This window comes from Bacillota bacterium (genome assembly GCA_036504675.1).
In the GTDB taxonomy this organism is placed as follows: Bacteria; Bacillota; Sulfobacillia; order JAJYWN01; family JAJZPE01; genus DASXUT01.
On sequence record DASXUT010000177.1, the window covers coordinates 1 to 13,228 of the forward strand.

The window sequence follows — 13,228 nt, forward strand, 5'->3', positions numbered from 1 at the left end:
AAAGTCATCCTCATCACCGGTGGGAGTCGTGGGATCGGCTACGAGTTGGCCAGGCTCTGTCTGGAACAGCAGGCCAGGGTGATCATATGCGCCCGGAAGCGGGAGGGATTGGAGGCGGCCCGAGCCGGCCTGGCGGCGGCCGCCGGCGCCGGGACGGACGAGCGGTTGCTGACCATGGCCGCCCACGTCGCTGAGGAAGATCAGGTCGAACGGCTCTTCGCGGCTACCCTCGGGACTTTCGGCCGCCTCGACGTCCTCGTCAATAACGTCGGGATGAACCTGCTGACGCCGGCGGTGGCCGACGCCGAGCTAGGGGCCTGGCGCAAGATCGTCGACACCAACCTGACCGGGACCTTCATCTGCTCGCGCCAAGCCGCCAGGGTCATGCGCGGGCAGGGGAGAGGGAAGATCATCAACCTCTCCTCAGTCGCCGCCCGGCGGGCCGCCCCCGGGATGGGCATCTACGGCGTGGCCAAGGCCGGTGTGGAGGTCCTGACCAGAGTCCTCGCGGCCGAGCTGGCTCCGTTCAACATCCAGGTCAACGCGGTCGCCCCGGCCATGGTCAGGACCGGCTTCTCCGCTCCCTTCTGGTCCAACGAGGAACTCCACCAGAAGATCGTCGCCGCCGTGCCCGCCGGGCGCCTGGCCGAGCCGGCCGACGTCGCCCACGCCGTCCTCTTCCTGGCCTCCGACGTGTCCGGCTACATCACCGGTCAGACCCTGGTCGTCGACGGCGGGGCGTCGGCGGTCTAGATGCGCTGAGGGGGAGACTCAGATGGTTGACGCGGTCATTGTCGACGCCTGCCGCACCGCGGTCGGTGTGCACGGCGGAGCTCTCTCGGCGGTCCGCCCCGACGACCTGCTGGCCCTGGTCTTCAGGGCCCTGGTCGGGCGGGTGGGAATCGACCCAGCCGTTCTCGATGAGGTCTACGCCGGCTGCGCCAACCAGGCCGGCGAGGACAACCGGAACGTCGCCCGAATGGCCGTCCTCCTGGCCGGGTTCCCGGACAGCGTGCCGGCGGTGACGGTCAACCGGCTCTGCGCCTCGAGCCTGGAGGCTGTGGTCCAGGCCGCCCGGGCGGTGCGGGTGGGCGACTCCTCGGTGGTCATCGCCGGCGGCGTCGAGTCGATGAGCCGGGCCCCCTTCGTCATCCCCAAGCCAGAGCAGGCTTTCGCCACGGGCAACCGGACGGCCTATGACACGACCATCGGTTGGCGCTTCGAGAACCCGCGGCTGGCCGCCATCATCCCCCTCGAGTCGATGGGTGAGACGGCCGAGAACATCGCCGAGCGCTGGGCCATCCCCCGTGAGGACCAGGACCGCTTCGCCCACTGGTCGCACCAGAAGGCCGTCGCCGCCGTCGACGCCGGCCGGTTCAAAGACGAGATCGTCCCGGTCGAGGTCAGGGACCGCAAGGGCCGGGTCACCCTGGTCGAAGTCGACGAGGGACCGCGGCGGGACACTACCCCCGAGAAGCTGGCCGCCCTGCCGTCGGCCTTTCGCAAAGGAGGCACGGTCACCGCCGGCAACTCCTCGAGCCTCAACGACGGGGCGGCGGCGGTCCTGGTGATGAGCCGCGAGCGCGCCGGAGGACTGGGTCTGCGACCGGTGGCCCGGGTGGTGGCCTCGGCCTCCGCCGGTGTCGACCCTAGGGTCATGGGCATTGGGCCCGTGCCGGCGACCCGCAAGGCCTTGCAGCGGGCCGGCTTGACCCTCGCCGACATCGGGTTGATCGAACTGAACGAGGCCTTCGCCGTCCAGGCTGTGGCCGTTCTACAAGAGCTTGGCCTTGACCCTTTCGACCCGCGGGTCAACCCCAATGGCGGGGCCATTGCCATCGGGCACCCGCTCGGTTGCAGCGGCGCCCGCCTCGTCACCACCCTCGTCCACGAGCTGAAGCGGCGCCCCGACGTCCGCTACGGCCTGGCGACGATGTGCGTGGGCGTGGGGCAGGGCCAGGCGGTGGTGGTCGAGAGGGCGGGGTGATTGCACTGGACCTCCCCAACGCATCCTGAGGACCATATATGAAGGGTACTACGACACATTTGCGCAATACATGGATGAAGAACCCAGCAGAAGTTCCAAGATTTATGTCCCAATTGACATCAGCAGGATTTCAAGAAAACTGAAAGTGGACCCGGATACCGTCTTCGGAAGGCTCTATTACCACCTAGACAAGAAGCACGGCCATAAGCAGGCAGATGGTTCGAGCGTGCACCTTTTCATGCTTAGCGCAGGCCAAGACCGTCACATCACGGCTCCTAAGTTTGTTCGGTTTCTGAGCAATGGCCTGCGGACTGTGGAATTTCCGCTATGAGACCGTCAGGGCCAAACCTTCGCATCCCCTTTACTGCACGCCGAGGCCCGGTCGAACCGACCGGGCCTCACTTGTGCCTTAGGATTGCTCGTTATCGGGGTCTCCTTCCGCCTGGACTCCCTCGCGACCAATCCGCATCAGGTGGACCGGTCCCGGCTCCCCGGGGATATCGACGGTCCGCAGGTGGCGGAACCCGGCTTTCTCGTATGCCCGGATGGCCGCGGTGTTCCCTTCCTCCGGGGTGATCACACAACTGACCACGCCGGGCCGGGCGAAGACCCCTTCTTTCAAGAACCGGTTCAGGACCACCGGTCCGAGGCCGCGGCCACGCCACCGTTCTTCGCCGATGAAGAGGTCGAGGCTGGCCGCCTCCTCGGTGAGCTTGAGGTGAACGGCGTAGGACGGGTGATCCCGCCAAAGGTACGTCTGGATGTAGCCGATCGGGGTCCCGTTCAAAAGGATCAGGTACGGATCGGTCGGGACCTGACCGCTGATCCGTGGGCCGTACTTGGCCGTTATCTCATCGAGTGACCTGGCCGCGCCCTGGTTCCAAATCTGCCGGATCCCGTCGCTGTTGATCCACCCGTGAAGGAGGGGGAGGTCTTCGAGCGCCATCCGGCGGAAGGTTATCTTGTCGACTGCCGTCGATACTCACTCTCTGAGCCGATAGCCCGCCTGACGGCCGCCTTGATCCCCTCCATGTTCGGCACGGCCAGGTTCTCCAACGGCTTGGCGAAGGGGATCGGGATGTCCAGCCCGGCGCAGCGGACCAGCGGTGCCTTCAACACGCCGAACCACCTGGAAGCCGCGACCGCCCCGACTTCGGCCCCGACGCCTCCGGTCAGGCAGCCCTCCTCGACGACGACCAGCCGTCCGGTCTTACGGACCGAGGCCTCCAGCGTCTCCCAATCGAAGGGGACCAGCGTCCGCGGGTCGATCACCTCGGCCTGGAGGCCCTCCTCGGCCGCCAGTTCCTCGGCCGCCTGCAGGGCCAGCGGGACCATCCCCAGGACGGCCAGCACGGTGACGTCCCGGCCCGGCCGCTTGATGTCGGCCGCCCCGAAGGGGATGGCGTAAGACTCCTCAGGCACCGCCCCGTCGGTGAAGTAGAGCAGCTTGTGTTCGAAGAAGAGGACCGGGTTGTCGCTGCGGATGGCCGTGGTCAGGAGGCCCTTGGCATCGTAAGGGGTCGAGGCGACCACGACCTTCAACCCCGGAATGTGCATGAACAGGGCCTCGAGACTCTGCGAGTGCTGGGCGGCGAAGTCGAGGCCGGCCCCGCCCGGAGTCCGGACGACCAGCGGGATCCGGTATTGGCCACCGGACATGTAGCGGAGCTTGGCCGCCTGGTTGACGATGGGATCGATGCCGGCGGTGATGAAGTCTTCGAACATCACCTCGGCCACCGGCCGCAGGCCGGTCATGGCCGCCCCGACGGCCGTTCCGACGATGGCATTCTCACTGATCGGCGTGTCCCGGACGCGCTCTCGCCCGAACTCGTCGGCGAGCCCGCTGGTCACCCCGAAGAAACCGAAGGCGACGTCCTCGCCCTGGACGAAGACCCGCGGGTCGCGGCGCATCTCCTGGGCCAGGGCCTCGCGGATGGCCGCCGACATGGTCACGAAACGGTCGGCCGGCGGCGGGGGAGGGGCGGGAGGCGCCGCCACTGCCTCCGGCTCGGGCGCGTAGACGTCGCGCCCCACCTCATCCTCCGCTGGGAACGGGCTCTCTTCGGCGGACCGCAACGCCCCGGCGATGGCCGCCACGGCCTCCTTCTCGACCGCCGCCGCCTCGCCCTCGGTCAGCCGGCCGGCGGCCACCAAGCGCCGGGCGAAGGCGGTGATCGGGTCGCCCGCCTGTCCGGCCGCTTTGGCCTCGTCGCTCCGATAGTCGTCGGGGTCCCCTTCGTAGTGGCCGCGCCACCGCCAGACCAGGCCCTCGATGAACGACGGTCCGCCGCCGGCCCGGGCGCGCTCGACGGCCTCGCGGGCCGCCCGGTAGACGGCGATGACGTCGTTGCCGTCGACCGTGACCGCCGGCATGGCGTAGGCCGCCGCCCGCTCGGCCAACCGCTTCACCTTGGTGTGCCGGGCCTGCGGGGTGGTGATCCCGTAGCCGTTGTTCTCGCAGACGAAGACCACCGGGAGGTCCCAGACGGCGGCCAGGTTCATCGCCTCGTGGAAGAAGCCGATGTTGGTCGAGTCGTCGCCCATGAAGGTGACCGCCACCCGGCCGTTTCCCAGCAACTTGGATGATAGGCCGGCCCCGGCGGCCAGGAGGTTCCAGGCCCCGACGATGCCGTTGGCCCCGATCAACCCCTTCGAGGCGTCGATGACGTGCAGCGACCCGCCCTTGCCGTGACAGAGGCCGGTGGCCCGGCCGTAGACCTCGGCCATCATCCCTTTGGGATCGGCCCCCTTGGCCAGGGCGTGGCCGTGGGCCCGGTGGGTCGAGGAGACGTAGTCCTCCGGCCCCAGAGCGGCGGTGACCCCGGCGGCCATGGCCTCGTGGCCGACCGACAGGTGGCACATCCCGGGGATGGCCCCGTCCTCGACCCCCCTGGCCACCGCCAACTCGAACTCACGGATCAGCCACATCGTCCGGAGGAACCCGACCAGTTGCTCGCGGGTCAGGCCGGCGAGCTCGGCCTCGCCACCCGGCCCGGCCGCCGGCCCGGCCTTGTTCGCTCCGCTCACTTGATCACCAACTCCTCGCGGCCCATCTCCCTCAGGACCCGCGGGTAGAGGTCATAGACCGGCCGCAGCAGCGGCAGCAAAGCCAAGGCCTTCTGGACCGACCCCGAGGCGATGATCTGCCGGGTGGCCAGCGAGGCGACGACGTTGGTCTTGCCGTGCCAGAACTTGTGGGAGAAATCGGCCGACTGCTTCATGGTCACGTCGGCCCTGACCTCCGACGGCCCGTAATCGATGTTGGCGTAGGTCCCCGCTTCGGCCGGCGGGCTGGCGAAGTCGATCGTGATCTGGGCCTCCGGGTCGGTGTAGACGAAGCGGATGGACATCTTCGACCCGGCCAGCTTCGGCCCAAGGACGGAGTCGTGGCGTACTTTCTCGAAGAAGGTCCGCATCACCGCGTAGAAATCGTCGACGCTCTTGAACGTGGCCACTGTCAGGACCTCCTTATTGGGGGGCCGCGCCCGCCGTCGTCGGTCGCCCGGGCCGGCGCTTCTGCCGTTTCCGCGCCTCCGCCTCGTACTTGGCCCGCAGGGCCGGGACGATCCAGAAGACGTAGCCGAAGGTCAGGACGAACACCGCGCCCAGAGCGGCCAGGGCCAGCATCTGGGCATGGGCGTCGCTCGGGTTGGCCGGGTCGGGGACGAAGATCAAGGCGAAGAGCAGTCCATAGATGATCACGACGGCCACCGGGACGGCCCACCCGAAGGGGACCTTGAAGACCCGCTGGAGTTCGGGACGCCGCTTCCGCAGCCCGATCACCGAGGCGCCCATGACCACGTAGATCATGCACTCGACGGCCGCCCCGAGGAAGATGAGCACCTTGTACTGGCCGGTGAAGTGGACCACCAGGGAGACCACGGTGGATACGGCCAACAGGGCGACGATGGCCGGCCAGGGGGTGGCGTAGGTCGGGTGCAGGTTGGAGAAGACCTTCGGCAGGGCCCGGTCGCGGGCCATGGCGTAAACGAACCGTGAGGCGGTCATCACCCCGGCGTTGAAGGTCGTCACCGAGGCCAGGATGCTCATGATCATCATCACCATGATCCCGGCCTTGCCGAAGAGGGCCTGGCCGAAGAGAACATGGGGGATGGGCGACTTGGTCAGGACGGCTTTCGAGACGGTTGACGTCATCGCTATGTTGAAAAGGGCGTAGGACAGGCCCAGCAGGATGATGGCCCCGAACATCCCGCGCGGGATGAGCTTGAAGTCCGTCGTCTCCTCGGCCAGCGGCGTCACCCACTCGAAGCCGAGGTAGAGGAAGACCCCGATGGCGACGGCCTGGGCCATCCCCATGCCGCCTCCCGGCGACAGTGGGGTCACCAATTGAAAGTCGTTCTTGATCAGGGCGTAGACCGACAGCCCGATGAGGGCGGCGAACATCGTGTAGGTCGTGATGTCCTGGGTCAGGCCGGCCATGGTGATCCCGCGGATGTTGATCAGGGCGATGACGATGAGGAAGAAGAAGATCCAGAAGATCCGCGGGATGGGAAAGGCCGTCGCCAGGACGCTCGAGAGGATGAAGGTCTCCGCCCCGACCACGGCCACGCTGATGGTCATATAGACGGTGGCGAAGACCAGGGCCGCCTTCTCCGAGAAGGCCCGCTCGATGAAAAGCTTGATCCCGGCCGCCGTGGGGAACATCCCGACCAGCTCGGCGAAGCAGAAGGCGGCCAGGAAGGAGACCAGGCCGGCGATGACGATGGCCATCCAGCCGGAGTCGCCGGGCATGTATGAGGCCACCTGCATGTTCGAGGTGTATGAAACAGTGGCCAGGGCCAGCCCGGCCCCGGCCGAAACCACCGTCCTCAGACGGATCTTCTTCCTCAGTTCGGTCATGTCACGCCTCCCCGCGGCCGCTCATGCCTCCGGCCAGATGATCATGGTGATCGCGTCGAGCCGCATGACGTCCTCGGTCGACGCCTTGACCTGGATCTCCCCGCGCAAGTACTTCTGGCTTGGGTTGAGGTCGCCCCAGAACATGTCGCACAGGTCTTCGCTGCGGGCGGTGACGACGACATCGGGCGTGCCGTCGAGACCGGCCCGGAACCCGGTGATCTCGCCCTTGACCACGTCCATGGTGAAGCCTTCGCCGGTCTCCTTGGCCACGAAGTGAATCAGCTTGGTCCAGTCACGCTGCATCTTCCGCAGACGTTGATTCCCGTTGCACTGCACCTGATAGTCGGCCAGGGCCGTGAGGATTTCGGTGGACGTCGCCATCGTCTTCACTTGCCTCCCTGCTGCCGCAGGATCGCGGCCATCGATTGATCGAGCGCGTTGAGCACGAAGTCGACTTCCTCCTCGTTGATGACCAGGGACGGCATCAGCCGCATGACACTGGTGTCGTTGCCGGTGAAGATGGCCATCACCCCGTTCTGGGCCAGTTGATAGCTCATCCTGGGTCCGAGGCTGTCCTCAGTGTACTGGAGGCCCATCATTAAGCCCTTCTGGCGGACCTCCAGGAGGATGCTCGGGTATTGGGCCACGAGCGTGTCGAAGCCGGCCCGGAAACGCCGGCCCATCAAGGCGGCGTGGCCGGGGAGGTCGTGCCGGAGGATGTAGTCGATCGCCGCCAGGCCGACGACGCAGCCGAGGTCCGACCCGCCGAAGGTGGACAGGTGGACGAAGGGGTTGGTGATCAGGAAGTCGCCGAGGTCCTCGCGGAAGACCGTGGCCGAGATGGGGTAGATGGAACCGCCGAGGGACTTGGCCGTGGTCATGATGTCCGGGACGACCCCATAGTGCTGGCTGCACCACAGCTTACCGGTGCGGCCCAGACCGGTCTGGATCTCGTCGAGGATCAGCAGGACACCCTTCTCGTCGCAGATCTTCCGGACCGCCGGCAGGTAGTCGTCGGAGGGGACGATGATCCCGCCCTCGCCCTGGACGGGCTCGAGGATGACGGCGGCCGTGTCGTCGGTGATCGCCTCGGCGATGGCCCCGGCGTCGTTGAAGGGGACCTTCTTGAAACCGGGCATCAACGGCAGGAACGGTTTCTGGTAGGCCTCGCGGCCGATGGCCGACAGGGAGAAGCCCGTGTGTCCATGGTACGACTTGATCGCCGAGATGATCTCGGTCTTCATCGTGTAGCCCCGGGCCAGCTTGATGGCATAGTCGTTGGCCTCGCCCCCGCCGACTCCGAACATCGTCCACTTCAGGTCGCCCGGGGTGATCTCGGCCAACTTCTTGGCCAGGTCGGCCTTGGCCTTGGAGCAGATGAGGAAGACCCCGATGTCCATCTCGTCGAGGGCCTGCTTGAGGACCTCGACGATCTCCGGGTTGCGGCGGCCGCTGTTGAAGCTGCCGGCCCCGGTGATGCAGTCAATGTACACGCGCCCGGACAGATCCCAGACCTTGGCCCCCTCGCGCCGGTCCTCGATGATGTCCAGGCCGGCCGACTTCAGCGTTCGGACCTTCATCGGGTTGACGAAGTCGGCGTAGTCCTTCAGGGCCTGGGCCTTCGACGCCAGGTCGGCCTCGTGGTCCGGGTCCCTCTGCGGAAGCGTAGCCATCCCTCTTGCACCCCCTGTGCACAAGTTGATGAAAGGGGTTTCGTCCCCAAGGCAAACATCCCTGCCGATTAAGCTGAAAATTAGGGGAGTTGAGTTTATAGGTCATAAGACGTAAAAACGGCGGCGGTCGTGGCCCCGCCGAGGTGGCCAGGCTGACAAACGTGGGATCGGTGAAGGCGGCGGGTCTGACCCCGGGCGAAAAGGAAGCAGCCTGGTCGACCACCGTGCCCATCGCCCGGTTAAGACCTTTTTACATAGTTGCCTGGCGTTAGTCATTGACGACGGCAAGGCGCCGCAGTACACTGGCCTTGTCGAATGATACCTGGTGGGGGTACTACCATCGGGTTAGGGGGTCAGCGCTTGGCCAGAGAGACCGCGATGTGGCAAGTCGGGCCGTTCCACTTCAACCTCTATGGTCTGGCCTTGGGAGCCGGGCTCCTCGTCGGCCTGGCCGTGGCTTTCAGCGAAGCCCGCCGCAAAGGCCAGGACGAGGATCGCTTCGCCACGGCCATGATCGCCACGATCATCGCCGGCCTGGTCGGCGCCAGGTTGGCCTACATCCTTCTGAACCTCAAGGCCTATCTCGCCGAGCCGGCGTCCATGCTCAGGCTCTGGGACGGCGGCCTGTCGCTGGTCGGGACGCTCATCGCCGGGGGCTTGACCCTCTTCATCGCCTCCCGGCACCTGAGGCTTCGCCCGGCCGTGTCCCTCGACGCGGCGGCCCCGGGAATGGCCATCGGGCACGCCATCGGCCGGGTCGGCTGCGACCTCTTCGGCCTCCCGACCACCCTCCCCTGGGCGGTCAACGTCGGCGGGCAGTGGGTCCATCCGGCCCAGGCCTACGAAGTCGTCACCGACGTGATCCTCTTCGCCTGGTTGTGGTCCAGGCGCAAGGACCAGCGACCCGGGGTCCAGACGGCCCGGTTCGTCCTGGGCTACTCGGCCTTCCGGTTCCTCATCGAGTTCACCCGGGAACCGAGGACGCTCCTCTTCCTGTCCCCGGGCCAGTGGGCGACCTTGGTGGCAATGGGCGCGTCGGTGGCCTGGCTCCGACGGGCCCGCCGTCCGTCGGCGCCCGCCGCCGACCCCGCGCCCGCGGCCGTGGACGGGCCCGCCCCGGTCGCCTCGGTCGACCCGCTCCAGCGCGTCCCGGCTTGGGCCTGGGGCCTCGCCGTTCCCGTCCTCCTGATCGCCTACTACGCCTTGAACGCGGCTCAATCGCCCTTGGCCAGGCTGGCCGCCAAGTGAGGACGAGCGGCTCGCCCGGCTCGAAACGGGCTCTGGCCATCATCCTCAGCGGCCTGCTCCTGATCGCGGCCGGGGTCGTCCTGGCCGGCCGGGGCAAGGCGGCTACCCCCGGCTTCTCCTTCCCGCGGCGGGTCGGTGGCCTGGCCCTCACCGGCCGGGTCCAGACCGGCCAGGAAGCCGCCGCGCAAATCGGTGGTCTGCATGGGCTGAGCATCCCGGTCAAAGACGCCTACGTCGCCGTCTATCGCGGAAGTGGCGGGGAGGCCAGGTTATGGATCGCCGGGGCCGCCGATGACGCGTCGGCCGCCGACCTCCTGACGGCGATGGACCAGAAGATGCCGGGCAACGGCACCTTCACCGGCCGGACCGAGTCCCCGGTGGACGGATTGACGGTCTACCGCGTCGACGGGGCGGGCATGGTCAACTACTACTACCGGCTGGGGCGGCGCGTCTATTGGCTCGGGTACGCCGGAGTGGGGGACAGCCTGGAGGTCCTCCGCGGTTTCATCGGGGCTTTCTCGCCGTTCTGACCCGCGGCCCTTCCCTCGGCGCTTCCCCCGGCGGCGGGCATGTGCTAACATGGTCTGGGGAGTGATTGCATGGGCAGCGACCTTGACCGACCCGTCTCCGCCAGCCGGCCGACCTTCGCCCGCGCCCTCGAGCGGGCCCTGGCCGGCGATCGTCTTGGACACGACGAAATCGTGGCCCTCCTCGAGGCTCGGGGAGCGGAGGTCGACCAGCTGAGGCAGGCGGCCGACGCGGTCCGTCGACGCCACCTGGGCGACGACGTCCACCTCCGCGGGGTCATCGAGTTTTCCAACCACTGCCGGTGCAACTGCCTCTACTGCGGGCTGCGGGCCGGCCACAAGGACCTGGAGCGTTACCGGATCAGTCCGGAGGAGATGGTCGAGATTGCCGGCCGGGCGGCCGGGCTCGGTTACCGGACCATCGTCCTGCAGTCGGGGGAGGACGTCACCTACGACGCCGACACCATCGCCTGGGTCGTCCGTCGGATCAAGGACCACTTGGACGTGGCCGTCACGGTCGCCGTGGGCGACCGGCCGCGCCAAGAATATCAGGCCTGGCGCCGGGCCGGCGCCGACCGCTACCTCCTGAAGCACGAGACGGCCGACCCGGAGCTGTTCGCCCGCCTCCGGCCGGGAACCGTCCTGGCCGACCGGATCCAGCACCTGCGATGGCTGAAGGAACTCGGGTATCAGGTTGGGTCGGGGAACATGATCGGCCTGCCCGGACAGACCGTCGAGACCATCGCCGCCGACCTCCTCCTCCTGCGGGAGCTGGACGTGGAGATGGCCGGCATCGGGCCCTTCATCCCCAACGGCGAGACCCCCCTGGCCGACTGCCCCGGCGGCACCCTCGAGCAGACCCTGATCGCCCTCGGCGTGGCCCGCCTGGTCCTGCCCCTGACCCACCTGCCGGCGACCACGGCCACCGGCAGCATCGACCCGCAGGGGCGGCAGAAGGCCCTCGGCTTCGGGGCCAACGTGATCATGCCCAACGTGACCCCGGGGCGTTACCGCGAGGACTACCGGATCTACCCGAACAAGATCTGCCTGGCCGAGGAGCCGGAGAACTGCCGTCCGTGCGTCGAGGCGATCATCACCTCCCTCGGCCGAACGGTGGCCCAGGACCAGGGGCACAGCCCGAAGGACGATTTTGTTCGGTCTGGCCGGTAAGGCGGCCGCCGAGCGATGGCACCAGCGTTAAGGCAAAAGGAAGCGGGGCGGCCAGGACGGCCGCCCCGCTTGGTCTTCAACCTCCGTTGGCCGGCCCGCCGGAGGGCGGGCGGCTCGGCTGAGTCGTGGGCGGGCGGCTGGGCAACGAGACGGTGAAGGTCGAGCCGCGCCCCGGCCGACTGGTCGCCGAGACCGTGCCACCCTGGGCCTCCGCGAGGCTGCGGACGATGGCCAGGCCGAGGCCGGTGCCGCTGCTGTCCCGGCAGCGGGATTTGTCGACTTTGAAGAACCTCGTCCACACCTTGGACAGGACCTCGGGTTCGAGGCCGGGACCCTGGTCGGTAACCGAGATGGAGACCGGTCCGCCGTCGTCGCTTGACGGCCACACCGCCACCGCCACCTCGGACCCCGGCGGAGAGTGGCGAATGGCGTTGTCCAGCAGATTAACGAGGATGCGCTTGAGGGCGTCGGAATCGGCCCACACCGTCGGGGACTGCTCGATCGACAGGGAGGGCTCGACCAAGGATACCCCCCCAGCGTGGGCCAGAGGATCCAAGGGGATGATGACCTCGCGGATGACCCCGACCACCGGGACGTTCTCCGGTCTCATCGGCGCCTGGCCGGACTCGACCACCGTCAGGTCAAGGAGGTCGGTCACCAACCGCCGCAGCCGCTGGCTCTCGTCCAGGATGATCTGCAGGAACTTGCGTTCCTCGTCCTTGTCGACCAACCCGTCGAGGATCGCTTCGGAGTACCCCTGCAGGTAGCTGAGGGGGGTCCGCAACTCATGGGACACGTCGGCCAGGAAGTCCTTTTGGGCCTTGGCCAGCTGGCGTTCCCGCCGGAGGACCTCCGTCAGCTGGTCGCGTTCGCGGGCCAGGGCGGAAAGGGAACCCTCGAGCCTCTCGGACAGGTGGTTCAGGCTCCTCCCCAGTTGGCCGACCTCGTCCTCGCTATGGACCGAGATCCGGCGGCTGAAATCCCCGCCGGCCATGTCACCGGCCACCGAGGCCATGTTCAGAAGCGGGCGGGAGAGCGTCCGTGAAAGCAGGAAGGCGAGGACGGTGACGATGGCGACCACCGCCCCGGCCACCGTCAGAAGGACTCGATCGATGGCCCGGATGGTCTCCTGGATCGGGGCCTGCGGGGCCAAGAAAAGAAGGGCCGAAGGTTGCCCCTCAACCCTTATCGGGAGGGCGACGGTCAGTACGGGCGCGCCGGTTGAAGGGTCGCGCTCGGTGGTCCAGGCGGCCTTCCCGCTCAACGCCTCGACGGCTCCATGCATCAGTCCCAGGTGGCCGGCCTCGCCGTGGGCGCCCCCTGAGGAGCAGTTGATGACCTGGCCTTCCGGGCCGATGAGGGCGACGGTGGCCCCGCTCATGCCGGCCACCAGGTTGATGAGGTCCTGAGATTGCGAGCCAAACCGGCCCGATTCGGCCAGCTCAACGATCTTCTGGCCGTGTCGGGTCAGTTCCACCACTCTGGTCTGAACATAGAAGCGCGAAACAACGGCGGCCACCGCCACCGACAGGATGACCAAGGTGACCGCGATCAGGGAAAGGATGCCGATCCCCAGCTTAGCGACGATGCTTCGATTCATCTCTGGCCTCGGCCGCCGGGGAATCGGGGACCTTTATCTCGGAAGGGTCGAAGCGGTAGCCGACCCCCCAAACGGTGGCGATCATCTTTCCCCCTTCTCCCAGCTTCTCACGAAGGTTCTTAATGTGCGTGTCCACGGTCCGCGAGTCCCCGTAATAGTCGTA

At 67.4% G+C, this 13,228-nt stretch carries 13 protein-coding genes; 5 read left to right on the plus strand and 8 right to left on the minus strand.

Going from position 1 to position 13,228, the window contains the following annotated elements; translation table 11 throughout:
* Nucleotides 1–753 (plus strand): SDR family oxidoreductase (locus VGL40_14115; protein ID HEY3316399.1); only part of this gene is annotated, 753 nt, incomplete at its 5' end.
* 22 nt (nt 754–775) lie between these two features.
* Nucleotides 776–1,987, plus strand: a complete 1,212-nt coding sequence (locus tag VGL40_14120; GenBank protein ID HEY3316400.1) for a thiolase family protein — start codon at nt 776–778, stop codon at nt 1,985–1,987.
* 409 nt (nt 1,988–2,396) lie between these two features.
* Here the strand turns inward: VGL40_14120 and VGL40_14125 are convergent, their stop codons facing one another.
* Genes VGL40_14125 through VGL40_14150 form a run of 6 tightly spaced genes read right to left on the minus strand, consistent with a single transcriptional unit; the run spans nt 2,397 to nt 8,520 of the window.
* Nucleotides 2,397–2,933, minus strand: coding sequence for a GNAT family N-acetyltransferase (locus tag VGL40_14125; protein ID HEY3316401.1), 537 nt, complete (start codon nt 2,931–2,933; stop codon nt 2,397–2,399).
* Between the two features lie 11 nt (nt 2,934–2,944).
* Nucleotides 2,945–5,014, minus strand: coding sequence for a dehydrogenase E1 component subunit alpha/beta (locus tag VGL40_14130; protein ID HEY3316402.1), 2,070 nt, complete (start codon nt 5,012–5,014; stop codon nt 2,945–2,947).
* On the minus strand, nt 5,011–5,442 hold the full coding sequence (locus tag VGL40_14135) for a hypothetical protein (GenBank protein ID HEY3316403.1): 432 nt from the start codon (nt 5,440–5,442) through the stop codon (nt 5,011–5,013). Before VGL40_14135 ends, VGL40_14130 begins: the two co-directional genes overlap by 4 nt.
* Before the next feature lie 13 nt (nt 5,443–5,455).
* On the minus strand, nt 5,456–6,847 hold the full coding sequence (locus tag VGL40_14140) for an APC family permease (GenBank protein HEY3316404.1): 1,392 nt from the start codon (nt 6,845–6,847) through the stop codon (nt 5,456–5,458).
* Between the two features lie 21 nt (nt 6,848–6,868).
* Entirely contained in the window at nt 6,869–7,228 is a 360-nt protein-coding gene (locus VGL40_14145) for an SCP2 sterol-binding domain-containing protein (protein ID HEY3316405.1), read from the minus strand.
* A gap of 5 nt (nt 7,229–7,233) precedes the next feature.
* Entirely contained in the window at nt 7,234–8,520 is a 1,287-nt protein-coding gene (locus tag VGL40_14150; protein HEY3316406.1) for an aspartate aminotransferase family protein, read from the minus strand.
* A 360-nt stretch (nt 8,521–8,880) separates the two neighbouring features.
* On the opposite strand from VGL40_14150, the gene VGL40_14155 reads away from it, so the two are divergent.
* The 3 genes from VGL40_14155 to hydE all read left to right on the plus strand — a co-directional run bounded on the left by VGL40_14155 (nt 8,881) and on the right by hydE (nt 11,465).
* Nucleotides 8,881–9,768, plus strand: coding sequence for a prolipoprotein diacylglyceryl transferase (locus VGL40_14155; GenBank protein HEY3316407.1), 888 nt, complete (start codon nt 8,881–8,883; stop codon nt 9,766–9,768).
* The gene (locus VGL40_14160) at nt 9,765–10,298 is read left to right on the plus strand and encodes a hypothetical protein (GenBank protein ID HEY3316408.1); all 534 of its coding nucleotides are present in this window, start codon (nt 9,765–9,767) and stop codon (nt 10,296–10,298) included. Before VGL40_14155 ends, VGL40_14160 begins: the two co-directional genes overlap by 4 nt.
* Nucleotides 10,299–10,367: 69 nt before the next feature.
* Complete coding sequence (gene hydE, locus VGL40_14165) at nt 10,368–11,465, plus strand: [FeFe] hydrogenase H-cluster radical SAM maturase HydE (protein ID HEY3316409.1); 1,098 nt, start codon at nt 10,368–10,370, stop codon at nt 11,463–11,465.
* Between the two features lie 76 nt (nt 11,466–11,541).
* On the opposite strand, the gene VGL40_14170 is transcribed toward hydE, so the two are convergent.
* Nucleotides 11,542–13,065 (minus strand): ATP-binding protein, encoded by a 1,524-nt coding sequence (locus tag VGL40_14170; GenBank protein HEY3316410.1) that lies wholly within the window; start codon nt 13,063–13,065, stop codon nt 11,542–11,544.
* The coding region (locus VGL40_14175) for a winged helix-turn-helix domain-containing protein (GenBank protein HEY3316411.1) at nt 13,043–13,228 on the minus strand (186 nt) is incomplete at its 5' end. The genes VGL40_14170 and VGL40_14175, both read right to left, overlap by 23 nt.

What these genes read in the sequence shown, in the direction of transcription:
- VGL40_14120 (HEY3316400.1), top strand. Translation starts at nt 776, where the DNA reads ATGGTTGACGCGGTCATTGTCGACGCCTGCCGCACCGCGGTCGGTGTG.
- VGL40_14125 (HEY3316401.1), bottom strand. Translation starts at nt 2,933, where the DNA reads ATGGCGCTCGAAGACCTCCCCCTCCTTCACGGGTGGATCAACAGCGAC.
- VGL40_14140 (HEY3316404.1), bottom strand. Translation starts at nt 6,847, where the DNA reads ATGACCGAACTGAGGAAGAAGATCCGTCTGAGGACGGTGGTTTCGGCC.
- VGL40_14145 (HEY3316405.1), bottom strand. Translation starts at nt 7,228, where the DNA reads ATGGCGACGTCCACCGAAATCCTCACGGCCCTGGCCGACTATCAGGTG.
- VGL40_14150 (HEY3316406.1), bottom strand. Translation starts at nt 8,520, where the DNA reads ATGGCTACGCTTCCGCAGAGGGACCCGGACCACGAGGCCGACCTGGCG.
- hydE (HEY3316409.1), top strand. Translation starts at nt 10,368, where the DNA reads ATGGGCAGCGACCTTGACCGACCCGTCTCCGCCAGCCGGCCGACCTTC.
- VGL40_14170 (HEY3316410.1), bottom strand. Translation starts at nt 13,065, where the DNA reads ATGAATCGAAGCATCGTCGCTAAGCTGGGGATCGGCATCCTTTCCCTG.